20 protein-coding genes are annotated in these 25,782 nt (G+C 67.0%); 17 read left to right on the top strand and 3 right to left on the bottom strand.

Annotation, left to right across the window (positions count from 1 at the left end; all coding sequences use genetic code 11):
* The first annotated feature begins 46 nt into the window (after positions 1 to 46).
* The 14 genes from M2319_RS00730 to M2319_RS00795 all read left to right on the top strand — a co-directional run bounded on the left by M2319_RS00730 (position 47) and on the right by M2319_RS00795 (position 17,295).
* Positions 47 to 2,083 (top strand): hydantoinase/oxoprolinase family protein, encoded by a 2,037-nt coding sequence (locus M2319_RS00730; protein ID WP_264599514.1) that lies wholly within the window; start codon positions 47 to 49, stop codon positions 2,081 to 2,083.
* Positions 2,080 to 3,744 carry a hydantoinase B/oxoprolinase family protein gene (locus M2319_RS00735; RefSeq protein ID WP_264599515.1) on the top strand — a complete coding sequence of 555 codons (1,665 nt, stop codon included), beginning with the start codon at positions 2,080 to 2,082 and terminating at the stop codon, positions 3,742 to 3,744. Before M2319_RS00730 ends, M2319_RS00735 begins: the two co-directional genes overlap by 4 nt.
* A gap of 76 nt (positions 3,745 to 3,820) precedes the next feature.
* Positions 3,821 to 4,840 (top strand): Bug family tripartite tricarboxylate transporter substrate binding protein, encoded by a 1,020-nt coding sequence (locus tag M2319_RS00740; RefSeq protein ID WP_264599516.1) that lies wholly within the window; start codon positions 3,821 to 3,823, stop codon positions 4,838 to 4,840.
* A 66-nt stretch (positions 4,841 to 4,906) separates the two neighbouring features.
* Positions 4,907 to 5,422 (top strand): hypothetical protein, encoded by a 516-nt coding sequence (locus M2319_RS00745; RefSeq protein WP_264599517.1) that lies wholly within the window; start codon positions 4,907 to 4,909, stop codon positions 5,420 to 5,422.
* 41 nt (positions 5,423 to 5,463) lie between these two features.
* The gene (locus tag M2319_RS00750; RefSeq protein ID WP_264599518.1) at positions 5,464 to 6,972 is read left to right on the top strand and encodes a tripartite tricarboxylate transporter permease; all 1,509 of its coding nucleotides are present in this window, start codon (positions 5,464 to 5,466) and stop codon (positions 6,970 to 6,972) included.
* Between the two features lie 76 nt (positions 6,973 to 7,048).
* On the top strand, positions 7,049 to 8,083 hold the full coding sequence (locus M2319_RS00755) for a LysR family transcriptional regulator (protein WP_264599519.1): 1,035 nt from the start codon (positions 7,049 to 7,051) through the stop codon (positions 8,081 to 8,083).
* A gap of 124 nt (positions 8,084 to 8,207) precedes the next feature.
* Positions 8,208 to 9,194 (top strand): ABC transporter permease, encoded by a 987-nt coding sequence (locus tag M2319_RS00760; protein WP_264599520.1) that lies wholly within the window; start codon positions 8,208 to 8,210, stop codon positions 9,192 to 9,194.
* A gap of 51 nt (positions 9,195 to 9,245) precedes the next feature.
* Complete coding sequence (locus M2319_RS00765; protein ID WP_264599521.1) at positions 9,246 to 10,265, top strand: sugar ABC transporter substrate-binding protein; 1,020 nt, start codon at positions 9,246 to 9,248, stop codon at positions 10,263 to 10,265.
* Between the two features lie 84 nt (positions 10,266 to 10,349).
* Positions 10,350 to 12,473, top strand: a complete 2,124-nt coding sequence (locus M2319_RS00770) for an ABC transporter permease (RefSeq protein WP_264599522.1) — start codon at positions 10,350 to 10,352, stop codon at positions 12,471 to 12,473.
* Positions 12,470 to 13,507 (top strand): SMP-30/gluconolactonase/LRE family protein, encoded by a 1,038-nt coding sequence (locus M2319_RS00775; RefSeq protein ID WP_264599523.1) that lies wholly within the window; start codon positions 12,470 to 12,472, stop codon positions 13,505 to 13,507. Before M2319_RS00770 ends, M2319_RS00775 begins: the two co-directional genes overlap by 4 nt.
* Positions 13,507 to 15,003, top strand: a complete 1,497-nt coding sequence (locus tag M2319_RS00780; protein WP_264599524.1) for a sugar ABC transporter ATP-binding protein — start codon at positions 13,507 to 13,509, stop codon at positions 15,001 to 15,003. Before M2319_RS00775 ends, M2319_RS00780 begins: the two co-directional genes overlap by 1 nt.
* A gap of 48 nt (positions 15,004 to 15,051) precedes the next feature.
* The gene (locus M2319_RS00785) at positions 15,052 to 15,888 is read left to right on the top strand and encodes a branched-chain amino acid aminotransferase (RefSeq protein WP_264599924.1); all 837 of its coding nucleotides are present in this window, start codon (positions 15,052 to 15,054) and stop codon (positions 15,886 to 15,888) included.
* Positions 15,889 to 15,905: 17 nt separating this feature from the next.
* A complete protein-coding gene (locus M2319_RS00790) occupies positions 15,906 to 16,316 on the top strand; it encodes a carboxymuconolactone decarboxylase family protein (RefSeq protein ID WP_111432496.1) in 411 nt (136 codons plus the stop codon).
* A gap of 4 nt (positions 16,317 to 16,320) precedes the next feature.
* Positions 16,321 to 17,295 (top strand): quinone oxidoreductase family protein, encoded by a 975-nt coding sequence (locus M2319_RS00795; RefSeq protein WP_264599525.1) that lies wholly within the window; start codon positions 16,321 to 16,323, stop codon positions 17,293 to 17,295.
* A 93-nt stretch (positions 17,296 to 17,388) separates the two neighbouring features.
* Here the strand turns inward: M2319_RS00795 and M2319_RS00800 are convergent, their stop codons facing one another.
* Both M2319_RS00800 and M2319_RS00805 read right to left on the bottom strand, forming a co-directional pair.
* Entirely contained in the window at positions 17,389 to 18,162 is a 774-nt protein-coding gene (locus M2319_RS00800) for a metallophosphoesterase (protein WP_264599526.1), read from the bottom strand.
* Positions 18,159 to 19,178 (bottom strand): LacI family DNA-binding transcriptional regulator, encoded by a 1,020-nt coding sequence (locus M2319_RS00805; RefSeq protein WP_264599527.1) that lies wholly within the window; start codon positions 19,176 to 19,178, stop codon positions 18,159 to 18,161. Before M2319_RS00805 ends, M2319_RS00800 begins: the two co-directional genes overlap by 4 nt.
* A gap of 261 nt (positions 19,179 to 19,439) precedes the next feature.
* On the opposite strand from M2319_RS00805, the gene M2319_RS00810 reads away from it, so the two are divergent.
* From M2319_RS00810 to M2319_RS00820, 3 genes are all read left to right on the top strand, one after another.
* Entirely contained in the window at positions 19,440 to 20,675 is a 1,236-nt protein-coding gene (locus tag M2319_RS00810; RefSeq protein ID WP_264599528.1) for an ABC transporter substrate-binding protein, read from the top strand.
* Between the two features lie 88 nt (positions 20,676 to 20,763).
* The gene (locus tag M2319_RS00815) at positions 20,764 to 21,636 is read left to right on the top strand and encodes a carbohydrate ABC transporter permease (protein WP_264599529.1); all 873 of its coding nucleotides are present in this window, start codon (positions 20,764 to 20,766) and stop codon (positions 21,634 to 21,636) included.
* Positions 21,626 to 22,441, top strand: coding sequence for a carbohydrate ABC transporter permease (locus M2319_RS00820; protein ID WP_264599530.1), 816 nt, complete (start codon positions 21,626 to 21,628; stop codon positions 22,439 to 22,441). Before M2319_RS00815 ends, M2319_RS00820 begins: the two co-directional genes overlap by 11 nt.
* A gap of 42 nt (positions 22,442 to 22,483) precedes the next feature.
* On the opposite strand, the gene M2319_RS00825 is transcribed toward M2319_RS00820, so the two are convergent.
* Positions 22,484 to 25,738 carry a GH36-type glycosyl hydrolase domain-containing protein gene (locus M2319_RS00825; RefSeq protein ID WP_264599531.1) on the bottom strand — a complete coding sequence of 1,085 codons (3,255 nt, stop codon included), beginning with the start codon at positions 25,736 to 25,738 and terminating at the stop codon, positions 22,484 to 22,486.
* Between the last annotated feature and the right edge of the window lie 44 nt (positions 25,739 to 25,782).

Consider the following 25,782-nt stretch of genomic DNA (forward strand, 5'->3'; position numbering starts at 1 on the left):
ATATGCCTTGCTTGCTTCGTCCCTGGGCGAAGAGAAGGAAGCGGGCGTGCTCGTTGGTATCGACATCGGCGGAACATTCACGGATGTGGTGGCGCTCGACCCCGTCAACGGTCGCGTCTTCCTCCACAAGCTCCCCTCGACCAACGACAATCCGGCGTTCGCCGCGCTCCTGGGCCTTCGCGAAATCCTCGCCCAGAGCGGCACCGACCATGCCCGGCTGGAAGGCGTCTCGCACGGTACGACCGTGGCGACCAATGCCGTGCTGCAGAGCCGCTACGCCCGGACCGCGCTGGTGACCACGAAGGGCTTTCGCGACGTCCTCGACATCGGCCGCCAGCGCCGGCCGGATCTCTGGGACATCGACAAGGACAAGCCCGATCCCATCGCCGCGCCCGGCGACCGTTTCGAGATCGACGAGCGGCTCGACCGCAACGGCGACATCCTGAAGGAGCCGCCGGCGGCCGAAATCGCGGCGCTCGTTCCGTGGCTCCGGACGGCCGGCGTCGAGGCAGTCGCGGTCTGCTTCCTGCATGCCTATGCAAGCAGCCGGCACGAGGAGCGGATCGCGGGCGAGATCCGCCGCCGCCTGCCGGGCGTCTATGTCTGCACGTCGGCGGAAGTGGTGAACGAGTTCCGCGAGTACGAGCGGTTCTGCTCCACGGTGGTCAATGCCAGCCTGCTGCCGGTCATGGACCGGTACCTGGCCGAGCTCGAAGGCGGCGTGCGCGACCTCTCCGGCAAGGCGTTCCTGAGGGTCATGCAGTCGAGCGGCGGCACCATGTCGGCGACGGCGGCTCGGGAAAAGCCGATCAACACCTTCCTGTCGGGTCCGTCGGCCGGCGTTATCGGCGCGGTCGCCGTGGCCGCGGCGGCCGGGCAGGGGGATTTCATCACCCTCGACGTCGGCGGCACCAGCGCCGATGTCTGCCTCGTGGAGAACGGGCAGTCGCAGCTCCGCCTCGACCAGCGCATCGCCGGCCTGCCGGTCAAGACCCCGACCGTCGATGTGCACACGGTCGGCACCGGCGGCGGCAGCATCGCCTGGATCGATGCGTCGGGCCTTCTCAAGGTCGGCCCGCAGAGCGCCGGCGCGACGCCCGGACCCGCCTGCTACGGCCGCGGCGGGACGATGCCGACCGTCTCCGATGCCAATCAGGTGCTCGGCCGGCTCAATCCGGACACCCTGCTCGGTGGCCGGCTGAAGGTCGACTGGGAGGCCGCCAACGGCGTTATCTCCAACCTTGCCGGAGAGCTGAACCTCAGCCCGACGGAAGCGGCGTTCGGCGTCATCCGGATCGCCAATGCCCAGATCGTCCAGGCCATTCGCGTCATTTCCGTTGAACGGGGCCACGACCCGCGCGACTTCGCGCTCTTGGCGGCCGGCGGCGGCGGGCCGGCCCAGGCGGCCGAAGTCGCCCGCGAACTCGGTATCAGGAAGGTCATCGTGCCGGCCAATCCCGGCCTTTTGTGCGCCTATGGCCTCCTGCATTCCCGGCAGCGGGCGGACTTCTCGAGGACGCGGCTGATCCCGGTCGTCGACGGCGCGTCCGGCGCGATCTCCGATTTGCGCGATGACGTGCTGGCCGAGGTCGGGGCGTGGCGGCTGCGCGAGGGCAAGGCGCCCGACGACTTCGAAATCGCCTGCTTCGGAGACTTCCGCTATGGCGGCCAGGATTCCGAACTGCAGGTCGAGATCGGCCTCGGCGCCATCGACGAGGTCGTCGCGGCGTCCCTGAGGAACGCCTTCCACGACGCCCATGAGGCGAACTACGGTTATGCCGCGCGGGCGCAGCGGGTCGAACTGGTCGCCATCCGCATCGTCGCGACCGGCCGGCAGCCGCGCTATCCCGCAGACGATCTCTCTGCTGCCGGCGACGGGCGCCCGTCCGCCACGAGATCCGTGTGGTTCGAAGACACCGGCTGGACCGACACGCCGATCTACCAGCGCAGCAGCCTGATCCCGGGAACGCGCATGGACGGCCCGGCGATCATCGAGCAGATGGACACCAGCACGCTCGTCTTGCCCGGCATGTCGTTCACGCTGCTTGCGAGCGGTGTCCTGGTTCTGGAGGAGGCCGAATGAGCGCGGCAGAGACGACGGCGGCGACACCGCCGGCAAGCATCGACCCCATCATGACGGAGGTCATCTACAACCAGGTCCTCGGTGCTGCCGAAGAGATGGGGACCGCGCTCGCGCGCACGGCCTATTCGCCGAACATCAAGCAGCGCTTCGACTTTTCCACCGCCGTCATCGGTCTCGATGGCGAAGTGCTGGCCCAGGCGCCGCGCATTCCGATCCATCTCGGCTCGATGATCGGGTCCGTGCGCGAACTCGTCCGGACGCGGCCACTGGAGACGCTGCGGCCGGGCGACATGTTCCTCGCCAACGACCCCTATAATGGCGGCGGCCAGCACCTTCCCGACATCAACGTCATGGCGCCGGTGTTCTTCGACGACGAACCCGTCGCCTTCGTTGCCAACATCGCGCACCACGCCGACGTCGGCGGCATGCTGGCGGGCAGCGAGGCGATCGCCTGCAAGACCATCTTCCAGGAAGGCATCCGGTTTCCGACCGTGCAGGTGATGCGCGAGGGAGAGATCGTGGAGGACATCCTGTCGATCGTTGCGCTGAACTCGCGCACGCCCGACGAACGCCGCGGCGACCTCCTCGCCCAGATCGCCGCCAACCAGGTGGGATCGCGCCGGGTCAAGGAGTGCGTCGCCAAGTTCGGCGCGGCGGCGACGCTCGGTGCCCTGACCAGCTACATGAACGCGACCGAGACCCGGTTCCGTTCGGTCCTTGCCGACATTCCCGACGGCACCGCGACGGTGGAGGATTTCCTCGATCCGGACGTCTACGCGCCGGAGCGGCCGGTGCCGATCCGCCTCACGCTGGAAAAGCGCGGCACCGACATCTTCCTCGATTTCGCCGGCTCGGCCGAGCAGTTGCAGAGCGCGCGCAACGTGCCGCTCGGGGCGCTCCATTCGACCATCTATTCGGTCCTCAAGATGCTGCTCGACCCTGGCCTTGCGGCCAATTCGGGCTATTTCCGCGCCATTCACATCTCCTCGCCCGAGGGCAGCGTCCTCAACCCGAATGTGGGGGCGGCCGTCGGCGCGCGCGCCCTGCCGTGCGCCGTCATCGGCGACGTCGTCGCCCGGGCGATCTCGGAACTGGTGCCGGAGCGGGCGCTCTCCGGCTGCGGCCCGCACCACCAGATCATCTTTTCCGGCGAACGCGAGCAGCCGGGCCAGTTCTGGGTCAATTACGAGACCTATGCCGGAGCGCTCGGCGCGCGTCCCTACAAGGACGGTACCGACGCGATCCGCGTCCATGCGTCGGGTTCCTCCAACCTGCCCGTGGAGGCGCTGGAGCAGTCCTATCCGCTCTTGATCGAGGAATACGCCCTCAACCCGGCATCGGCCGGCGAGGGCCAGTATCGCGGCGGCGCGGGCATCATTCGCAGCTACCGCGCGCTCGCCGACATGCGCGTCACCCTGGCGGCCGAGCGGCAGACGGTGCCCGCCAAGGGCCTTGCCGGCGGCGAGGACGGACAACCCGGAACCTTCATCCTCAATCCGGGAACGACAGGTGAGGAAATCCTCTACAGCGCCCTTGGAGAGCGGGAGATTCGGGCCGGCGAGGTGATCAGCGTGCAGACTCCGGGCGCTGGCGGATATGGCCCGAAAACCGCGCGCGTCAGCGCCACGAAGGCCGGTGCGCGGCCCGGACGAGACACCTGACGACCCTTTGCGGCCGTCGCGGGAACACCGGAGAACAACAACCACCTGAAGCAAAGAACACACAGAGGAGAAGACCATGAGTTTCGTTGATCGCATAGCGCACGGCACCAGGTGCCTGGTGTCGGCCGCGCTTTTCGCCCTGCCGCTTGCCGCCGCGCCGGTGCTGGCCTCGTCGGGTGCCGAGGCCGCCGACGACTTTCCCTCCCGTCCGGTCAACCTGGTCGTCAGCTACGGCGCCGGCGGCGGCACCGACCGCCAGGCCCGGATGATGGCCGGCTTCCTGGAAAAGAAGCTCGGCTCGTCCGTCGTCGTCCAGAACATGCCGGGTGCCGGCGGCCAGGTCGCGATCACCGCGATGCTGCGCGAAGAGCCGGACGGCTACACCATCGTTGCCACCAACGAACCGGACATCTCCATGACGGTCGCCCTGCGCAACGCGCCCTACGCCCGCGAGGACGTCGAAGTGCTGGCCGTCGACATCGTCGACCCGCGCCTCCTCCTGGTGCAGAAGGACGCCCCCTACGAGACCTTCGACGACTTCGTGAAGGCGGCCAAGGAAAATCCGGGCGAGCTCTCGGTCGCGGTCAATTCGGGCGCCGTCCAGGAGCAGTTCGCCAAGTGGCTGTTCAAGGCGCTCGATGTCGACATCAACTTCGTCGGCTACAAGTCCGGCGGCGAGACCACGGCAGCCCTGCTCGGCGGCCACGTCACCTCGCTGGTCGGCGATGATTTTGCCCGCTTCGACGTCCGCGACCAGACCAAGGCGCTGATGATCGGCTCCGCCACGGGCAGCCCGCGCTGGCCCGAGGCCAAGATCATGGTCGATGCACTGAAGCCCTACGGCGTGACGCCGCCGACCCCGGACTTCCTCGCCCGGCACATGGTCTATATGGTTCCTTCCGCGCTGCACGAGAAATACCCCGCGCGGTTCCAGAAACTGCAGGACGCCATCACCTCGCTGGCGACCGATCCGGAGTACCAGAAGCTGATCAAGGACCAGGGCGCCGGCGACCTGACCAAGATGGCTCCCGGCAGCGACTACCGCGACGCGTTCCAGAAGTCGCTGGAGGCCTTGAAGGCAACGGTCGCAAACTGATCCGACGATCCGGTCGGCCGCCGGCCCGCGCTGAAGGGCCGGCGGTGCCACGCCAGGGAGATCGCCATGCAAAAGACGTCTGAAGGCACCGGACGGCTTGCCGGGGAACTCGTCGTGCCGGCGATCGGCCTGGCGTTCCTTGCGGCCTATTGGTTGCAGGCCGCGTCGCTGTCGTTCCTGGCCATGGTGTTTCCGGCGCTGGTCTCGGCCAGCATGCTGCTCTTGATCGTCATCCGCTGCGTGGCGATCGGCCGGGAGTTCCTGGCGGAACGGGCCGTGGTCGAGGAGGCCGGGCCTGCGGTTGCGGCGGACAGGGCGGCGAACGCGCCGGACGGTGCCTGGCTGGGTACTCTCCGGCGGGGCGGGCTCCTGGCGCTGGCGACGCTGATGATGGTGCTTTGGCGCGACCTCGGCGCCATGGTCTGCATCTTCCTGTTTCTCCTCGGCGCCCTGCTCGTCCTCGGCGAGCGCCGGATCGCCGTCCTCGTCCTGTTGCCGGGGATCATGACCGTGACGCTGGTCTATCTGTTCAAGACCGTGCTGGCGGCGGTGTTTCCCGCAGGCATCTTTTCCCTGTTCTGAACAGGTGCATCCCCGTTCGCACAGAAGGTGACGCCAACCCCATGGACGCTCTTCAGCAGATCGCTACCGGCGCCCTCTCGATCCTGTCGTTCGAGACGATCTTCTGGATCATCCTCGGCAGCTTCCTCGGCATGATCGTCGGCGCCATCCCGGGCCTGTCGTCGGGCATGGCCGTGGCCTTGCTGCTGCCGCTGACCTACGCGCTGACGCCGCTCAACGCGCTGATCTTCCTCACCTGTGTCTATGTCGCCGTCACCTATGGCGGCTCGCTCTCGGCGATCCTTTTGAACACGCCCGGCGCCCCGGAAAACGCGGCGACCGCCTTCGACGGCTATCCGATGGCGAGGGAGGGCAGGGCCGGTGAGGCGCTCGGCCTTGCCATTGCAGCGTCGGCACTCGGCGGCTCGATCTCCTACCTGTTCCTGATGGGCGGCATCGGCTATGTCGCCGATATTGCTCTCAGCTTCGGGCCGGCCGAGCTCTTTCTGCTGGCCCTCCTCGGCGTCCTCATCCTCAGTGCGGTCGGCACCGCCGATCCGGTCAAGGCGCTGATCTCCGGCGCGCTCGGGCTTCTCATCGGGACGATCGGGCTGGTGCCGACGGGCGAATCCCGGGCGACCTTCGGCAGCCTCTATCTCGTCGAAGGCGTCCAGATCGTCCCGGTTCTGATCGGCATGCTGGTGATCACCGAACTCCTGTTGATGATCGACCAGGACTATATCGTCGACCGGGATAAGATGGCCGGGAACCGCGGCGTGGCGGGGATGTTCCGCGGGTTCCGGCGCGCGCTCGACTATCCCGTCAACCTCGGCCGGTCGACCGTCATCGGCATCGTCATCGGGCTGATCCCGGCGACGGGGGCCACCCTTGCGGCCCTTGCCTCCTACACCATCACGCGGCGCACATCGAAGGACCCGGAAAGCTTCGGCAAGGGCAATCCGCAGGGCATCGTGGCAGCCGAATCCGCCAACAACGCCTGCTCGGGCGGCGCGCTGATGACGACGCTCACCCTCGGCGTGCCGGGCAGCGTCGCGACGGCGGTGCTGCTCGGGGCGCTCACCATCCACGGCCTGCGGCCCGGACCGGCGCTGGTGCAGCAGCAGGGCCCGCTGGTCTACGGCCTGATCTCGGCGGCGATCCTGTCGCAGGTCTTCATGGTGGCGATCGCCGGCGGGCTCGGCCACGCCTTTTCCGGCTCGCTCGCCATCCACACCCGGATCCTCGTCCCGCTCTTGATGATCTTTTCCATCCTCGGCAGCTATGCCGGGCGCAATGTGAGCTTCGATGCCTATCTGATGATCGGCTTCGGCCTCCTCGGCTACGTGATGAAGAAATACGGCTACCTGCCCGTTGCCCTGGTGATGGGCGTGATGCTGGGCTCGATCGCCGACAACGAGCTGGTGCGCGTCCTGCAATTGTTCCGCTCGCACTGGTATCGCGCCTTCTTCGAGCGGCCGATCGCCTTCGTCCTCCTGGTCGTCCTGGTCTCCATTCTGGCAAGGGCGCTCTATCAGGGCCTGTTCGGTCGGCGCAGAAAGCCGGCCGATTGATGGCCCGGATGGGCGGTGTGCCGTCGGGCCCGGCCCGCCATCGCGCGCCGGCGCGGCAGCCTTGCGTGAACGGTCAATGCCGGAAATACTCTTCGGGAACAGAACCTCCGACAGCCCCGGCGCCGATGCCGGCGCGGGCGTCGAGCGATCAGCCGAAGGCACACCGATGGACATCCGCACCTATGCCGGCTTCGTCACCGCCGCCGAGCTTCTCAACATCACCTCGGCCGCGCAGCGGCTCAACATCACCCAGTCGGCGCTGTCGCGGCAGATCCACAGCCTTGAGGATTCCCTCGGGCTCAGGCTGTTCGAGAGACACAAGCGCAACATCCGCCTGACGGCAGCCGGCGAGGCGCTGCTGTCGCGGATCAACGGCGTGCTCGCCGCCGACAGGGACTTGCGCGCCTTTGCCGGCGACCTTGCCCGCGACCAGAGCGGGCTCCTGAAAATCGGCGCCTGCTCGCAGCTCATCGAGCGCTATCTGCCGGCGTTCCTCAGCGACTGGCGCGCGGCCAATGCCGGCATCGACGTGCGGCTCGAAGACGGCGGCGGGCCGGAACTGTCGGAACGGCTGCTGGCGGGCGCGGTGCATGTGATCATCAGTTCGATGCCGTCGACGCCGATCGAGCCGTTCGAGATGGTGCGGCTCGGGGACCTTGCCTTCGTCGCGGTGGCGACGCCCGACCTGTTGCCGGATGCCGGGTCGCCCATCGAGATCTCGGACCTCCTGGAAAGCCCGATCCTGACCCTCAACCGGCGCCACGCCTCGCGCGAGGTGTTCGATGCGGCCTGCCGGCTGTCGCGGGCGGTGCCGCGCATCGTGCTGGAAGCGACGTCGCCGCACACGCTGTTCGCGCTCGCCGAGGGCGGCAACGGGATCGCGGTCGTGCCCTCGTCCGCCCGCTTTGCCGGGCGCTCGCTGGTCAGCCGGCCGATCACGCTGCGCGGCGAACAGGTGCGCTTCGATATCTGCGCCATGTGGGACAGCCGGGTGCCGCTGCCGGCCTATGGCCGCCGCTTCGTGGAGGCGCTGCGCGCCCATATCATGGCCGAAGAGGGCATGACCGAGGCGCCGGCCGGCACCACACACGGGCACCTGCGCGTTATTTGAACACATTCCCGTTCTGCATGGGTTTTAAGCCGAATCTTTCATTGGACGGCAGGTTTTGCCGCTCGCTAAGCTTTTCCCAACGGGCTCCGTTCGGGGCTTTGAGCAATCGAGAAAAGAGGCGTGCATGGGCGGCAGTGCGGGGGTTTTCCTGCGGAATCTGAACCAGGAACGCATCGTCCTAGTCGTCGCCCTCGCTGTCTTCGTCGCGGCCATGGTCGGCCTTCCGGGCTTCCTGACGGCCGGCAATCTGATCGCCATCGTCCGCTCCATCGCGGTCCTCGGCATTCTGGCATTCGGCATGTCGGTGGTCATCATCGGCCGCGGCATCGACCTTTCCATGGTCGCGGTGATGGCGATGTCGGTCGCCTGGTACCTGCAGCTCCTCGGCGACGGCATGCCCGACTACCAGGCCTTCGCGCTGGTCCTTGGCGGCGTGCTGGCGATCGGCCTCGTCAACGGCTTCCTCGTCGCCTATGCCGACGTGCCGGCGATCTTCGTGACGCTGGCGAGCGGCTCCTTCGTCTTCGGCTATGTGCGCTCGCAGCTCATCTCGTCCGACGCCGTCCCCGTCCCCGACGGCCACTGGGTGGAACTCCTCGGCGGCCTGCGCTTCCTCGGCGTGCCGATCGAGGTCTACCTGTTCCTGGCGCTTGCCGCCCTCGTCTTCGTGTTCCTGCGCTTCACGGTCTGGGGCCGCTACGTCTACTACGCTGGCGACAATCCGGTCGCGGCGCGCAATATCGGCATCCCGGTCAGGCCGATGCTGTTGCTGCGCTATGCGCTGTCGGCGGTAACGGCCTTCCTTGCCGGGCTTTTGACGGCGGCGAGCCTTCATTCCATCAACACCCGCGTCGTCAACTCCACGCTGCTCTACGACATCGTGCTGGTCGCGGTGATCGGCGGCATCGGCCTTTCCGGCGGCAAGGGGGGCGTGCGCAATGTGCTGGTGGGTGCGGCGCTGATCGGCATCCTCTTGAACGCGATGACGATCATCGACATCCCGCTGCTCTACCAGAACCTCATCAAGTCAACGATCCTGCTCGCTGCGATCATCGTCGATGGACTGCTCAATCCACGCGACGAACAAACCGCGCAACAGGGGGACATCTGATCCCCGATGGCGCGCAACAACAAACCTTCCAACAGGGCAAAGGACACAAGCATGAAACCGATCAAGACCTTTCTGGCCGCGGCCGTCATGGCTGCCACGGCGCTCGCCGCGCTGCCCGCAAACGCCGAGGATCCGGCGCCGGCCGCCTATGCCGCTGCGCTGAAGGACAAGCGCGTGCTCCTGGTGCCTATGGCCATGGGCTTCGACCTGGCGCAGGGCTGGGCCGCCATCCTCAAGCACGAAGTGGAGGCCTTCGGCGGCGTCTTTGAGACCCGCGATCCGAACTGGAGCGTGGAAGCCGGCGCCCAGGCGATCACCGAGGCGATCGCCTCCGATCCCAAGCCCGACGTGCTGGTCGTCATGTCGCCGGACCTCAACTCCTACTCCAAGCTGATGAAGCGCGCCCAGCAGGCCGGCATCTACGTGCTGCTCGTCGACAACCCGGCCAACTTCAAGGCCGACGCCTATCTCGGCAGCGACTGGACCGAGCTTGGCCGCCTCGAGGCGGAAGCCGTGGTCGCCGGATGCGGTCCGGACTCCTCCAAGAAGATCGGCCTGGTGCAGGGCGACCAGGTCAACGCGACGAGCCTCTTCCAGTATGCCGGCATCATGGAAGTGCTGGAGAAGTATCCCGACTTCGAGGTCGTCGCCAAGCCGGACTCCAACTGGGACGCCACCACCTCGCGCAACGTCACCACGACCATGCTGCAGCAGCATCCGGAGATCTGCGGCATCATCGACTTCTGGGACGGCGACGCCACCGGTGCGGCAGCCGCCATCCGCGATGCCGGGAAAGAGGATCAGGTGTTCCTGGTGACCACCGGCGGCGGCGAGAAGACGGCCGACTGCGACCGCATTGCCGACGGCACCTATGGCGCCGTGGTCATGACCGAGCTGAAGCAGGAGAGTTACAACATGGTCACCATGATCAAGTACCTGCTGCAGAGCGGCCAGCCGGCCGGCACCTCGTCGGCCTACATCTACACGCTGCTGCACGCGACGACGAAGGACAACATGATGCCGGACAGCTGCTGGGACCTGAAGGCCCTGCAGGAAATGGCCGGCAACTGACGCGACCGACACCGGGCGATTTCGCCCTGACACGGGCGGCCGGAGTTTCCGGCCGCCTTTCCCTCCTGGTTTTGTGAATCGTCGATGAAACTCCGCGAGCGGCTGCAGGCCTGGCGCTACAATCTCGTCCCCGACCATCTGATCGGCGAGATCCTGACCAAGCGCTGGACCGACAACGCCATCCCGTTCCTCGCCCTCGTCATCACGGTGGCGACGTTCGGCAGCATCATTCCGGGCTTTTTCCAGCTCTATTCGCTGCAGGAATCGACGCGCCAGCTCGGCGAGTTCAGCCTCGTCGTCATCGGGCTGACCGTCGTCATGCTGGGCGGCGGCATCGACCTTGCCGTCGGCTCGATCTTCGCCCTGTCGGCATTTTCGGCCGTTGCCACCTTCTTCATCCTGGAACAGCCGGTCTGGGTCGCGCTCGCCGCCTCGCTGGCGACCGGGCTCGTCTTCGGCGCCATCAACGGCTACCTGATCGGCTTCCTGCGCCTTCGCGCCTTCATCACCACGCTCGTCACCTTCATCATCGGCCGGGCGCTCTACGACATCCTCATCGTCGCCCATGGCTCCAAGATCCAGATGTCGTTCGTCTCCTCCGACACCTGGGATTTCATCGGCGACGGCACGTTCCTCGGCATCTCGGTGCCGATCTGGTCGGCGATCGTGCTTGCCGTCGTCACCCATGTGGCGCTGACCCGCTCGCGCCCCGGCTGGCATGTGCTGGCCGTCGGCGGCTCGCGGCGGTCGGCCCACAATGCCGGCATCCAGGTCCGGCTGACGGTGTTCTTCACCTATGTCTTTTCGGGCCTGTGCTCGGCGCTCGCCGGGTTCCTGATCGCCACGCGGCTCTCCGGTGCCGGGCCCGGCACCGGCGGCGGGCTGGAGATTCTTGCCCTGACCGCGGCGGTCGTCGGCGGCAACAGCCTCGGCGGCGGGCGCGGCTCGGTGGTCAAGGGCCTGATGGGCGCGGTCATCGTCCTTGTCCTGACCAACGGGCTGATCCGCCTCGGCTATGGCACCGGCACCAACCAGATGGTGCTCGGCATCCTGCTCGCCGTTGCCGTGACCATCGACATCCGCTGGCTGAAGAACCGCCACAAGGTGCTGAACGAGGTCTATGTGGCGCCGGTCTATCTGCGGATGGGCGAGCCGCAGTCGGCCGTGCCGGGTTCGGGCACGCCCTATGCGCTGAACAACAAGCTGTCGGAGGCCGACCATATCGGCCTCGGCGAGCTGGAAGGCCCGGAAGACGTCATCCTCGACCGCAACGACAACCTTTATTGCGGCACCAGGCACGGCGAGATCATCCGCTTCTTTGCCCCCGACTACACGCGCTCGGAGGTCTTTGCCCATATCGGCGGCTTCCCGCTCGGCCTTGCCTTCGATGCCGCCGGAAACCTCATCACCTGCGTCGGCGCCATGGGGCTCTATGCGATCTCGCCGGACGGCGTGGTGACGCGGCTTTCGGCGGAGACGGCGCGGTCCTGGACGTCGGTCAACGACGATGCGCGGCTGCGCGACCCGAACGACCTCGACATCGCCCAGGACGGCAAGATCTACTTCACCGATTCCACCAAGCGCTACGACGCCCATGACTGGGCGCTCGATTCCATCGAGAACCGCGGCACCGGCCGGCTGCTGGTCTACGATCCGGCCGACGGGACCACAAAGACCCTGCTCGACGGCTACCGCTACACCAACGGCGTGTGCATGGCGCACGACAACAAGTCGCTGTTCTTTGCCGAGAGCTGGCGCTGCCGCATCCACCGCTACTGGCTGGAAGGGCCGAAGGCGGGGACGGCCGAATGCGTCATCAAGGACATGCCGGGCTACACCGACAACATCAACCGGGCCTCGGACGGCACCTACTGGATGGCCTGGCTCGGCATGCGCACGCCGTCCTTCGACCTGTCGCTGCGCCATCCGGCGATGCGCAAGCGCATGACGCGGCGGCTGCCCCAGGACGAGTGGCTGTTCCCCAACATCAATACCGGCGGCGTCGTCAAGTTCGACGAGACCTTCAACATCGTGCGCACCATGGCCGACCTCTCCGGCGTCTCGCATCCGATGGTCACCTCCATGCGCGAGCACAAGGGCGAACTCTTCATCGGCGGCATCCTCAACAACCGCATCGGCCGGTTCAAGATCGAGGGCGCCGATCCGACCTGGGACGCCAACACCGCCTATTGGGGGAGCCGGTCATGATCTTCGATCCGATCCTCGACCTCTTCCGCGGCAAGGCGATCACCATCCCGCCGCTCGACGGCGCGTTTCTCGCCAATGCCGCGCTCGACGAGGCCCCCGTCGTTACCGAACTTACCGTCGCCGACAATCTGTGCGTTGCTGCCGGCACCGTCTACGCCTCGAGCGGCCCGGGCCTCTACAGGCTGGACGACGGCGGGGAGCGGGAACGGGTGGAGGGCTTTGCCGAGCCGATCACCGCGCTGGCCGCCAGCGCCGACGGCACGCTCGCCGTTGCCCTCGACGACGGCACGCTGATCGAAGGCGGCGTCCAGGTGCCGTTGCCCAAGGGCATTTCCTGCATCACGGCGCTCGCCTATGGCGAGGACGGCTCGTTGTGGCTGGCCAACGGCTCCGGGCAGCACCCGCCCTCGGCCTGGGTCGCCGACCTGATGGAAAAGAACGCCTCCGGCTCGGTCTGGCGGCGCAAGGCCGGCGGGGCCTTTGAACGCATGGCGCGCGGCCTCGCCTGGCCCTATGGCGTGCTGCCGCGCAGCGGCGACATGGCGATCGTCTCGGAAAGCTGGCGCCACCGCCTCGTCAGGGTCGATGCCGGCGGGGCCGATCCGGTCCTGAAGCACCTGCCGGGCTATCCGGCGCGGCTCGCGCCCGCCGCGGACGGCGGGGTGCTGCTGTCGATCTTTGCGCCGCGCAACCGGCTCATCGAACTGGTGCTGCAGGAAAAGCACTATCGCTACGACATGATGCTGGAGGTGCCGCGCGAATACTGGATCGCGCCGACCCTGTCCTCGGGCCGCAGCTTCCTGGAGCCGCTGCAATGCGGCGGCATCCGCACCATGGGCGTCCACAAGGCCTGGGCGCCGAGCCGGTCCTACGGCATGGTCGTGCGGCTCGATGAGCATCTGGCGCCCGTCGCGAGCCTCCACAGCCGCGCCAACGGCCAGCGCCACGGCACGACCAGCGCCATCGAGGCGGACGGCCGCCTGCTCGTCGCCTCCAAGGGCGGCAACTGCATCCTCGCACCGGAGGGCTTGTGATGGACCCGATCGTGCGGATGGACAAGATCACCAAGTCCTATCGCAGCGTGCCGGCGGTCAAGGACGTCGACTTCGAGCTGCGCGAGGGCGAGATCCACGCCCTCCTCGGCGAGAACGGCGCCGGCAAGTCGACGCTGACCAAGGTCATGGCCGGCGTCGTCGAGGCGACCTCGGGCCGCATGTTCTACCGCGGCGAGGAGGCCCGGTTCACGTCGCCGCACGAGGCCCTTGAGGCCGGCATCGCCATGGTGTTCCAGGAGACCAGCCTGGTGCCGTCGATGACCGTGGCCCAGAACCTCTATCTCGGCTCGGAAAGCTTCCTCAACCGGCTGCGCGGCGTCTACATCTCCGCCCAGCAGTTCCTGCAGTCGCTGAACTTTCCCGTCGATCCGACGGCGATGGTCGAGACGCTCGGCGCCGCAAAGCGGCAGATGGTGGAGATCGCCCGCGCCGTCCACCACCAGGCCCGCGTCATCATCTTCGACGAGCCGACCGCCTCGCTGACGCCGGAGGAAAAGCGCCACTTCTTCGCGCTACTGCGCCGGCTGAAGGGGCAGGGCGTCTCCATCGTCTTCATCAGCCACGCGCTGGAAGAGGCGCTCCTGATCTCCGACCGCATCACCATCCTGCGCGACGGCGTTCTGGTGGCGAGCGGGCCGACGGCGGAGTTCGACCGCGACAAGATCATCGCCGCCATGGTCGGCCGGTCGCTCTCGGGCCAACTCTACAACAAGCGCGACGTCAGCCATCTGCGCAAGCCCGGCCGCAAGGTGCTGTCGGTGCAGGACATCTCGATGGGTGCGGCGGTCCGCAACACCTCGTTCTCGATCTTCGAGGGCCAGATCACCGGCGTCTTCGGCCTGATCGGCTCGGGCCGCACGGAGACCTTCAAGATCGTCTCCGGCATCTACAAGCGCGACTTCCTGCGCGGCGGCGCCATCGCCCTCGACGACCGCGCGGTGCGCTACTACACGCCCGCCGAGGCGGTCCGCGACGGCATCGCCTACATCACCGAGGACCGCAAGTCCGAGGGCTTCTTCGAGACGATGGGGATCGGCGAGAACCTCTATAGCGGCCTGCTGGCGGCCGGCCGCGAGGCGAACCTCGTCGTGCGCCTTCGCGCCATCCGCGACCTCGCCGAGGAGTGGACCGGGCGCCTCAACATCAAGACGATCAACGCCAATGCCCGCGTCGTGGAACTTTCCGGCGGCAACCAGCAGAAGGTGGTGATCGGCAAGGGGCTGGTGCAGAAGCCGCGCGTCGTCATCTTCGACGAGCCGACCCGCGGCGTCGACGTCGCGGCTATTGCGGAAATCCACCAGCTCATCAAGGAACTCGCCGACCGCGGCCTCGCGGTGGTGATGATCTCGTCGTACCTGCCGGAGGTCATGAACCTGTCCGACCGCATCCTGGTCTGCCGGCAGGGACGCATCGTGGAAGAATTGTCGCCCGTCGAGGCGACGGAAGAAAAGATCATGTACGCCGCCGTCCATTAGGGCCCGAGGGCTTCGGGCGGCGCAAAGGAGGCACTTGTGGCTAAGACTATCTGGACTTACTGGCGCGGCGACTGGCACGAGGGCGATTTGCGCATCCTCGGCGCGACGTCGCACGGAACCTGGCTCGGCAGCCTCGTCTTCGACGGCGCGCGCCTGTTCGACGGCGTTTCTCCCGACCTCGACCGCCATTCGGCCCGCGTCAACGCCAGCGCGGAGGCCCTCGGCCTTGCGCCGACGCTGACCGGCGAAGAGATCGAGGCGCTGACCTTCGAGGGCCTGAAGAAGTTCGCGCCGGGCACCGACGTCTACATCCGGCCGATGTACTGGGCCGAGGAGAACGACATCGGCATCCTGCCGCCGAAGCCCGACACCACCGATTTCGCGCTGTGCCTGGAAGAGATGCCGATGGTCGAGCCGACCGGCTTCACCATCACCACCACGCGGTTCCGCCGCCCGACCATGGAAGTCATGCCGGTCAACGCCAAGGCCGCCTGCCTCTACGCCAACAATGCGCGCATGGTCCGCGACGCGCAGGCCAAGGGCTACCAGAACGCGCTCTGCTGCGACGCCAACGGCAATGTGGCGGAGCTGGCGACGTCCAACGTCTTCATGGCGCGCGGCGGCGAGGTGTTCACGCCGATGCCGAACGGCACCTTCCTCAACGGCATTACCCGCCAGCGCGTCCTCGGCCTTTTGCGCGATGCCGGCGTGACCGTCCATGAGGCGACGTTGAGCGTCGACGACTTCCGCGAGGCGGAGGAAATCTTTTCGACCGGCAACATTTCCAAGGTCGTGCCGGTGATCGGTTTCGACGACGCCCAATTGCAGTTCGGACCGATCGCGCGCAAGGCGCGCCAGCTTTATTGGGACTGGGCGAAAGCCTGACAGATCAGGAGGAAACAATGGCGACCGTAAAGATTTTGAGCGATGCCGATGCCGAGGCGAACCCCGCCGTCAAGGCCGTGTTCGACGACATCAGGGCGACCCGCAAGACCGATTTCATCAACAATTTCTGGCGTGGCCTCGCCAATGACCCGGTGACGCTGAAGCGGACCTGGGAGGGCCTGAAGGCGGTGATGACGGGCGACACGGCGCTCTCGCCGGTGATGCAGGAGATGATCTACATCGCCGTTTCCACGGCCAATGGCTGCAACTACTGCATCCATTCGCACACCGCTTCGGCGCGCGCCAAGGGCATGACCGACGCGGAGTATTCTGAACTCCTGGCGCTGATCGGGCTGGCCGCCCAGACCAACCATCTGGTGACGGCCATGCAGTTGCCGGTCGATCCGGCCTTCCTGGTGGAAGGCTGAGGCGATGGGCGGCGGACTGATTGCCGAGGCCCCTGGCGGCCCGGAGGCGATGGTCTGGACGGACCTGCCGCTGGAGAAGCCGGGGCCGGGCGAGGTCGTCGTGGCCCATACGGCCGTCGGCGTCAATTTCATCGACGTCTATTTCCGCAGCGGCCTCTATCCCTGGCCCGAGACGCCGATGATCCCCGGCGCGGAGGCGTCCGGCGTGGTGGAAGCAGTCGGTCCGGACGTTGCCGATCTGAAGGTCGGCGACCGGGTCGCCTATGTGCTGCCGCGCGGCGCCTATCGCGAACAGCGGGTGCTGCCGGCGGAACGGCTGGTGCCGCTGCCGGACGGCATCGATGCCACCGCGATCGCCGGCGCCATGCTGAAGGGGCTGACGGCGCACTACCTCGTCACCTCGTCCTATCAGGTGAAGCCGGGCGACACCGTCCTCGTCCATGCCGCTGCCGGCGGCGTCGGCCTGATCCTCGGCCAGTGGCTGAAGGCGCTGGGCGTCGCGGCCATCGGCACCGCCGGAGGGCCGGAAAAGGTCGCGCTCGCCAGGGAGCATGGCTACGACCACGTGATCGACTACAAGTCGGAGGATTTCGTCGCCGAGGTCGAGCGGCTGACAGACGGGGCGGGCTGCGAGGTGGTCTATGACAGCGTCGGGGCCGATACCTGGCGCGGCTCGCTGAAATGCCTGAAGCGGCGCGGCATGTTCGTCAATTTCGGCCAGTCGTCGGGCATGCTCCGCGACTTCCAGATGTCGGATCTGGCCAAGGGCGGCTCGCTGTCGGCGAACCGGCCGATGCTGTTCGACTACATCGTCGACCGCAGCGAACTGCTGGAGCGTTCCTCGGCCCTGTTCGAGCGCATCCTCGACGGCACCATCCGCCTCGACGTGGCGGCGACGCGGCCGCTGAAGGAGGCGGCTGCCGCCCACGCCGACCTGGAAGCCCGCAAGACCGTCGGCTCGACCATCCTCCTCGTCTGAGGAGCGGCCGACTGCGGACCGCAAGCTTTCTGCCCCGTCGTCACAGCCAAGGCCTGGCGACGGGGCAGGAGCCCTGTGCGGCCGCGCATTTCCTCACTCGGTCGGCCCGTCATAGCCGAATTCGACGACATGGAGCGCAAGGCCGGTGCCGGTCTCGACGATGACGCTGTAGGCGGGCGGCAGGCCGGGTGCGCTGATGAAGGTGTCGTCGGCAAGGTTGGGGATGGCCTGGTAGATCAGCGACCTCAGCCCGAAGGCCGGAATGCGCCCCACCATGCCCGCAACGCTCATGTGACAATGGCCGAAGAAGACCGCCTCGACCGTCTCGGAGTGCCGCGACAGGCAGGCGCCGACGGCTTCGATATCGTCGAGGGCGATGGTGGCGAAGGCCGGCAGGGCGGTGTCGATCGGCGGATGGTGGAGGAAGACGAGGCATTGGCGGTCGCTTGCGGCGAGCGTTTCGTCCAGCCATTCCAGGCGTCCGCCGTCGAGCCGTCCGCCGTGGTAGCCCGGCACGTTGGTGTCGAGGAGCACGCAGCGCCGGTCCCCGACATCGGCAACCGACTGGATGAAGCCGTTGCCGTCGCGCGGGACTTCTCCGAACTGCTTCAGGAAATTGGCGCGGTCGTCGTGGTTGCCGAGGGTGTAGGCGATCGGCATCGGCAGACCCGAGAGGAGGTCGGCAAGGTCCGCGTATTCCGCCGGCAGCCCTTCGTCGGCGAGGTCGCCGAGGAGGATGCAGAGGTCGGCGTCGCCATGGTGCTCGCCGATATGGGTGACGGCGCGGGCGAGGGACGCCTGGGGCGAGCGGCCGCAAATGTCGGCGTTTGCCTTGATGTGGATATCGCTCATGACGACGAACTTCATGGAAGTCTTTCCTGTGCGGGGGCTTTTTCGCGGGTCGTTTCGCGAACGACCAGCCTTGTGGGGATGCGCCGGATCTCGCTTGGCCGGTCCGGATCGGCAAGGCGGCTGTCGAGCAGGTCCATAATACCGGAAACGACGGCGGAGATCGGGTAGTCGATGGTGGTAAGCCGGTAGCTGCGCCGGGCCGCCATCGGCACGTTGTTGAAGCCGACGATGGCGATATCGCCCGGCACCGAGAGGCCGACGGCGCGGGCGGCCTCGACCGCTGCCACCGCCATGCTGTCGGTGGAGGCGAACAGGCCGTCCGGCGGCGCTGGCCCGGCAAGGAGGTCCGTTGCCGCCTGGAAGACGGCGTTATGATCGCGGTCGGTGACGGCCGTGGTCGCAACGGCGCGGCCGGCATTGGCGGCGGTCGCGGAAAACCCCTCATAGCGCTCGCGGTCGGAAAAGGTGGCGCCGCCGCGGCCGAGATAGGCGAGCCGGCGGCAGCCGGTGCGGATAAGAAGGTCGGCCGCCTGGCGTCCGCCGCCGACATTGTCGGCAAGGACGCTGTCGACGCCCGGGGCGTCGAGCACCCGGCCGGAGAGGATCACCGGCAGGCCGGCGCGCACGCAGAGCCCGGCATGCTCCGGCGACATGGTGCCGGCGGCGACGATCACCGCATCGGACTTGTAGTCGAGCGCCTGCAGGAGGCCGCTGTCGCCCGGTGCGTCGCGCCCGGCCGAGGCCAGCATCAGCCGGGTGCCGCGGGCGGCCAGCGCTTCGGCGAGTTCGTCGAGGAAGAGGGCGTCGAATGGGTCGTTCATCCGCCCCATCACCAGGGTGACGAGGTTGGTGCGCGTGCCGACGAGGCCGCGGGCGAGCAGGGAGGGCCGGTAGCCGAGGTCCCTGGCCGCCGCCAGCACCTTTTCGCGCGTTGCCTCCGAGGCGCTGGCGCCGTCGGTGAAGACGCGCGAGACGGCCGAGGGCGAGACCCCCGCGATCCTGGCGACGTCCTTGATGGTAACCCGAGTCATGGCGGAGATTATTGGAAGAGCGGCGTTATTTTTGCAATCGTTTTTGATGTTTCAAAGCCGCAGTTTTTAGCCGTCGAAGCTCCTTTCGGCTTCACAAAAGCGTCACCTCGAAGCGGTAATGTGAGACTGTCGTGCAAACGTTTGCAATTGCCTTGTGCGATGCATGGGAAGCAGCTTTAGCCCGGAACACGGGCGTCGAATTTTCCGGGGCGCCGGGTGGCGGTCCGCTGACAGGAACCAAGCAATCACGGGAGATGCAACATGAAGGTGCTGACTTCGGCCCTCCTGGCCGGTGCCCTGGCGCTGACGGCGGTCGCCGCCAAGGCCGAGACGCTGGTCATCGCCGGTCGCGACGGCGGCTATGGCAAGGCGCTAGCCCTTGCCGTCGAGGCCTATAAGGCAAAGAATCCGGACCTTGAGATCGAACGGCTGGAACTGACCGGCGGCGGCCTGTTCGAGAAGGTCACCATCGCCATGCGCGAGAAGTCCGGCGCCTATGACGTCATCATGCTCGACGATCCGTGGGCGGTGGAGTTCATGGCCAAGGGCTGGCTCGCCGACCTGACCGCGCTCGGCGGCGGCGTCGACGAGGATTTCGTCGCCCCAGCCCGGGCCGTCTCGCGCTATCCGGTCGGGACGGGCCCCTATTACGCCGTGCCCTTCGTCGGCAATGTGGAGCTCTTCGCCTATCGCAAGGACCTCTTCGACAAGTTCGGCCTCGGCGCCCCGGAGAGCTGGACCGACGTGGTCAAGGCCGCCAAGGTCATCTCGGAAGGGGAAGACGGCGTTTCCGGCGTCGTCTATCGCGGCCAGAAGGCGAATCCGATCGTCACCGGCTTCCTGCCGATCCTGTGGGCCCATGGCGCCCGCATCGTCGATGGCGACGGCAACGCCTCGCTCGATAGCGCAGCGGCGCTCGATGCCCTGAACCTGTGGCTGGAGCTGAAGTCCTACGCGCCGAAGGGCGTTGAGACCTACAACGCGACGGAAGTCCGCGACGCGCTGATGCAGGGCACGACGGCGATGACCATCGAGTTGTGGCCGGCCTGGGCGCCGTCCCTCGACGACCCGTCCGCCTCCAAGGTGCCGGGCAAGATCGAGATCATGGCCGCTCCCGGCCAGGCCCAGGGTCCGGCGCCGATGCTCGGCTCCTGGCTGGTCGCCGTTCCGGCGGACTCCAACAACAAGGACCGCGCCCGCGACTTCATCGATTTTTTGACCTCGCCTGAGATGCAGAAGACGCTTGCGCTCGAAGTCGGCACCCCGCCGACGCGCGCCAGCGTCTACAAGGATGCCGATGTGGTTGCCAAGTACCGCTGGTATCCGAACCAGGTCGCGGCCCTGATGAACGCCCAGCCGCGGCCGCGCATCACCCAGTGGTCGAAGGTCGAGACCATCCTCGGCGACTATCTGCAGCTCGCCCTCATCGGTCAGATGGCGCCGAAGGACGCGCTCACCGAGGCCAACGGCAAGATCGCCCGCGCCCTGTCGCACTAAACGTCAGCGAATCAAGAACCGGGGAAGCGGGCCTCCCGCTTCCCCTTGCGATGTGATTTTGACGGCGAAAGACCCCACAGGAATTGGAATGAAAACCGGGCGCCTGGTCCCCCTGTTGTTTCTCGCGCCGGCGCTGTTCCTCTTCGGCCTGTTGACGATCTATCCGCTCGTCCGCGTCTTGTTGCTCTCCTTCTTCTACACCGAGTACGGCTTTGCCGGCGCCAGCTTCGTCGGGCTGGAGAACTACGCCGCTCTCCTCGGCGACAGCTTCTTCCGCATCGCCACCTGGAACACGATCTTCTTTACCGTCGTAGCGACGGCAAGCGAGGTCGGGCTCGGCCTTCTCCTGGCGCTCCTCGTCAGCAAGCGCTTTCCCGGCCGCTTTGTCGTCATCCCGACGCTGGTCGCCCCCTTCGTGCTCTCCACCATGGTCGTCACCGCCATCTGGCGGGCCTGGTTCCACTACGATTTCGGCTTCCTCAACAACGTGCTGAGGGCCGGCGGCCTGCCGCCCGTCGCATGGCTGTTCGATCCGGACATCGCCATGCTGTCGCTGGTCCTCGTCGACGTCTGGCAGACCGTGCCGCTGACCTTCCTGATCCTCCTTGCCGGCCTGCAGTCGATCCAGCCGGAGATCTATGAGGCCGCGCGCATGGACGGTGCCGGCCCGCGGCAGATTCTCTTGAGGATCACCATTCCGCTGCTGGTTCCGCACATCCTGCTGGCCAGCCTTTTGCGCTCCATCGACAGCTTCAAGATCTTCGACAAGGTCTATGCGCTGACCGGCGGCGGGCCGGGCCAGGCGACCGAGACGCTCTCCATGTATGTCTACCGGCTCGGATTCCAGTTCTTCGACGTCGGCATGGCCTCGGCCGCCGCCGTCATCATGATCCTTGTCGCCGGCGCGCTCGCCGCGCTCTATGCGGTCCGGATCATCAGGAGCGAGTCCCATGCGGGGTAAGCTGCTTCGCCCGGCGCTCGCCTATCTGGTCACCGCGATCGTGCTCCTGCCGATCGTCTGGATGGTCGGCACCTCGGTGAAGCCGCCGATCGAATATGTCTCGCCGGTCGTCGATCTCCTGCCCAATGCGCCGACAGCTCAGCACTACCGCCAGCTCATCGGCGACGGCATCCTCGGCAAGATGCTGAACAGCCTCATCGTCTCTTTCGGGGCAACGTTCCTGGCGCTGTTCGCCGGCTTCCTCGCCGCCTATGCGCTGGTGCGCCTGAAGCTGCCGAAGAACGCCGACATGGCCTTCCTGCTCTTCGTGCTTTTGATCAAGCTGTCGCCGCCGATCGTGCTCGCCATCCCGCTCTACCAGGTGCTGCGGACCCTTGGCCTGCTCGACACGCTCGCCGGACTGGTGCTCGTCTACCAGGTCTACGCCCTGCCGTTCGCGATCTGGATGCTGCTCGGCTTCGTGCGCGACGTTCCGGTCGCCTATGAGGAGGCGGCGCTCATGGACGGCGCCTCGCTCTTCCAGCGCATGGTCCATGTGGTGGTGCCGCTGATGACGCCGGGGCTGATCGCCACCGCCGTGTTCCTTCTGATCTTGTGCTGGAACGAGTTCGTCTATGCGCTGCTCTTCATCCAGACGCCGTCGAAATTCACCCTGCCGACCTTCATCGCGACGCTGATCACCGAGGACGAGACGTTCTGGGGCCGGCTGTCGGCCATCGGCTTCATCGCCTCGCTGCCGATCCTCGCCCTCGTCGGCGTCGTCCAAAAGGGGCTGACACGGGGCTTTGCCGGCGGGCTGAAGTGACGGCGAGGCGGCGGCCATTTGAATCGCGGAGCGGGTGCCTGGCTACCGCCGGGACGAGGTCCAGTCGACGTTCAATCCTGCAAGGTCCGGCGGCAGGCAGGGGGCCGTGATCTCCTCGCCGAATTCCCGCCTGCTGCCGAGGGCGTGGCGGATCAGCATGTTGATGAAGAGGCCGGGGCCGCTGGAATAGATGCGCCAGCCGCCCTCCACCGGGATCGTTCCGTCCCGGACCCGCTCCCATTCGCGCGAGGCCTCGTAGCGGTCGGCGAAGGCGGCGTCGCTACTGGAGAAATAGGCGTTGCGCTGGCGCAGCGCGGCATTCGCCACCTCGTCCGTCACCGCAATCGGATTGACGACCGCAAGGGCGTTCCAGAGGCGGGTACTATCGCCGAGTCCGGCCAGCATTTCCGCATAGCGCAGATGGGCGTGGACGTACATGAGCCCGATCTCGCGGCCGAAATAGGCGGCGGATTCCGCCCGCCGGAACACGGTCTCGACGCCGCCGCGATAGGGGACCGGCCGGTCCATGAGCCGGACGCCGTCGGGGAAGGACAGGCGGTCGTTGAGCAGGCGGAGGTGCGCGCTCACTTCGTCGGGCGTCAGGAGGCCGGCGACCACGGCCTCGGTGATCGAAATGAGGGAGAGGGAGACGCCGGTCGTTTTGTCCGTCGGGTGGAGCAGCAGGTCGGGCGTTTTCCCGTCCGCGTCGAACACCGCATAGCCGGCGACGATGCCGTCGCGGAGCAGATATTTGCGGAAGTCGTCGCGCATTGCCGCGGCCATCGTCTCGCAGCGCTTGGCGGCCTCAAGGCGTCCGGCCTTGTGCATGAGTGCTGCATAACGGCGGAGTTGCCGATAGAGCAGGGCAACGGTCCAACTGCTGACCATCCAGTCGCGCTTTTGCGGGTCGACGGGTTGCAGGGAGTCGTTCCAGTCGCCATTGCCGTAGCGGATGAGGTGGGTGCCGGCAAGGAAGCGGCTTTCGACGGTGGCGATCAATCGCGCGGCGTGGTCTTCGACGGTGCTCTCCGCATCGCTCGCCGCGCCGCCGCCTTCGCGGCGCCAGCCGACTTTTTCATCGAGGAAGGCGAGGTCGCCGGTCTCTTCCAGATAGTCGCAGACGGCCTTCAGCGGCCAGACGATGACGTCGCCATGGGCGCCGGCGTCGCGGATGAAGGAATAGGGCTCCAGCATGAACCATTGCGGCCAGTCGCCCTTGACCTCGTCCTGCTGGGAAAAGACCGTTTTCAGAATCTCCCTCGCAGGCGTGTCCTGGCGCAGGGTCAGGAGGAGTTCCAGGGGGCCCTGGCAGACGTCGCGTGTGCCCCAGGCAGCGCCCGTATATTGCTCCAGCCCGTGCGGCGCGGCGACGTGGATGCGGGCGTTGTGGATCAGCCAGGGAAGGGCGGTGTTCATCGCCTCGACCGTGTCGTCGCTTTGGTTCTCGTCGAGGATGAGGCGGGGCGAGACTGCGTCCCAGATGGGTTTTGTGCCGGCCACCATCGCCGCATCGTCGATGCCGCTTGCGTAGCGCTCTGCGAGGGTCGCAGCCGCGTCTTGCGACGTCATCGAGCCGACGATGGCGAGGCTGAAGTCGTTGGTGGCACGGGTGCGGACGGCGACGACGTCGCCGGTCGGGTTTCTGGAATCCTCAAAGAGGAGTCCGTCGCAGCCGATGGCCTCGATTTCGTCCGGCGTGCTGGTAACGAGGTGGAAGACGGCCTCGGGGTAGCGCTCGTCCCAGAGCCGGTTCTCGGCGGGCCGGAAGGTCGCGCGCTTGGTCGCGCCGTCGATCTCGATGCGTCCGCCGCCATCGAGCTCGCGCTCACCGAGGACGAGGTGGCCGGTGACGAGGAATCGGCAGGGTCCGCTGTCGGCGACCACGCGCAATTGGGCGGCGGCATCGCCGCCGACCGTCATGGAGACGGTGATCGTCCGGTCGCCCAGCCGGTAGATCCAGCGACAGTCCTGAAGGCCCATCTCGAAGGCGGAGGGCACCGTGAGGTGGCGCCAGCCCTCGCCGGTATCGACGAGGATTCTGAGGCCGTTGGAGCGGACGATGTTGTAGGGATCTCGCGAGACGGAAAACAGCTTGTGCAGCGAGGTGTTGCCGATGGTGAGCTGGGCGCCGAAGACGCCGTGCATCCAGGCGGTCAGCGACAGGGCATCGTCCTCGGGCATCCAGCTCGTGCCGCTGAGGAGGATGGTGCCATGGCGGCGGGCCACCAGCCGTTCCTTGTCGCGCAGGACGACGTGGCGGTTTTGCCGGCCTTCGGGGACGAAGAACGACAGCATCTCGGCGCCGTCCCGTTCCTCGTGAAAGCGATCCGGATAGCGCTCGGCGATCTCGGCATCGCTCAGGGGCCCCACGGCAAGGGGCGGGGCCTCCTCAAGGACACTGCGGCGGATTTTTTGGAGGGGGATGTCCCGCGGCTCGAATACCTCGCTGGCGCGCTGGGCCTCTTCCACCACGCCGAGGTCGGCGTCGCTCGAGGCGGCCGGATGGTCGGGCTGGTAGACGCCGAAGAAGGTTTGGGACGCCGTGCCGCCGGGGGCGATTTTTTGGGGGGCGGATTGCAGGATCGCGCCGGCGCATTCGCCCTGCAGGCGTTTTGACGGCAGGTCCGTTCCGAAGGGGAGGTCGACGCCGACCCGGTCGCGGTGGTCCGGCCCGAGCACCTGGCGGAAGTCGGTGGCAAAGCCGGCGGCGCCGTCAAGGCAGCCATGGGCGACCCAGGGATGGGCGTTCCATTGGGCAAGGTTCTGGCGGGTCAGGATCACCGGGCCGGCGTCCGGGTGGTGTGCGATGTGGTGGTCGAGATACTGGCAGGCGAAGGCTTCGTTGTTGGTGAGGAAGCCGCGGTCGGCGAGGCCGAGGTCCTGCATCAGGATGGCATCGCACCGCAGCGGGGCCTCGCCCCCGTTGGTGACGTCGATCCGCCAGAGCCACAACAGTTGCGTGGGATGGAGCCAGAGCGTGGTGCGGTACGCGACGCCGTCGTCCTCGCATTGCCAGACGATACGGTTGTCCTGGCAGCCGACGAGGCCGCGCGCGCCCGAGCCGGCGATGGGGATGACGGCGCCATCAGCGAGCCGCAGGACGATGCGCCCGAGGCCGCCGCCGAGGGGCGAGCCCAGCACCTGGCTGACCATGGTGCGGTGATCTCCCGCGTCGTGCTCGATGGCAAAGAGCGCGCCGTTGGGGAGCACTGTGGCGCCGAGCCCGGAGGGGCTGGTGGCATGCCCGAGATCAAGGTCCGCGTCCGTGGGAGTGGTCCGTCTTTCCGTGCCCGTCATTGCCGCCTGTCCTTGGTTGGATCAGGTGAACCTAGGGCGCTTCG

The organism is Rhodobium gokarnense, assembly GCF_025961475.1.
Taxonomy (GTDB): Bacteria; Pseudomonadota; Alphaproteobacteria; order Rhizobiales; family Rhodobiaceae; genus Rhodobium; species Rhodobium gokarnense.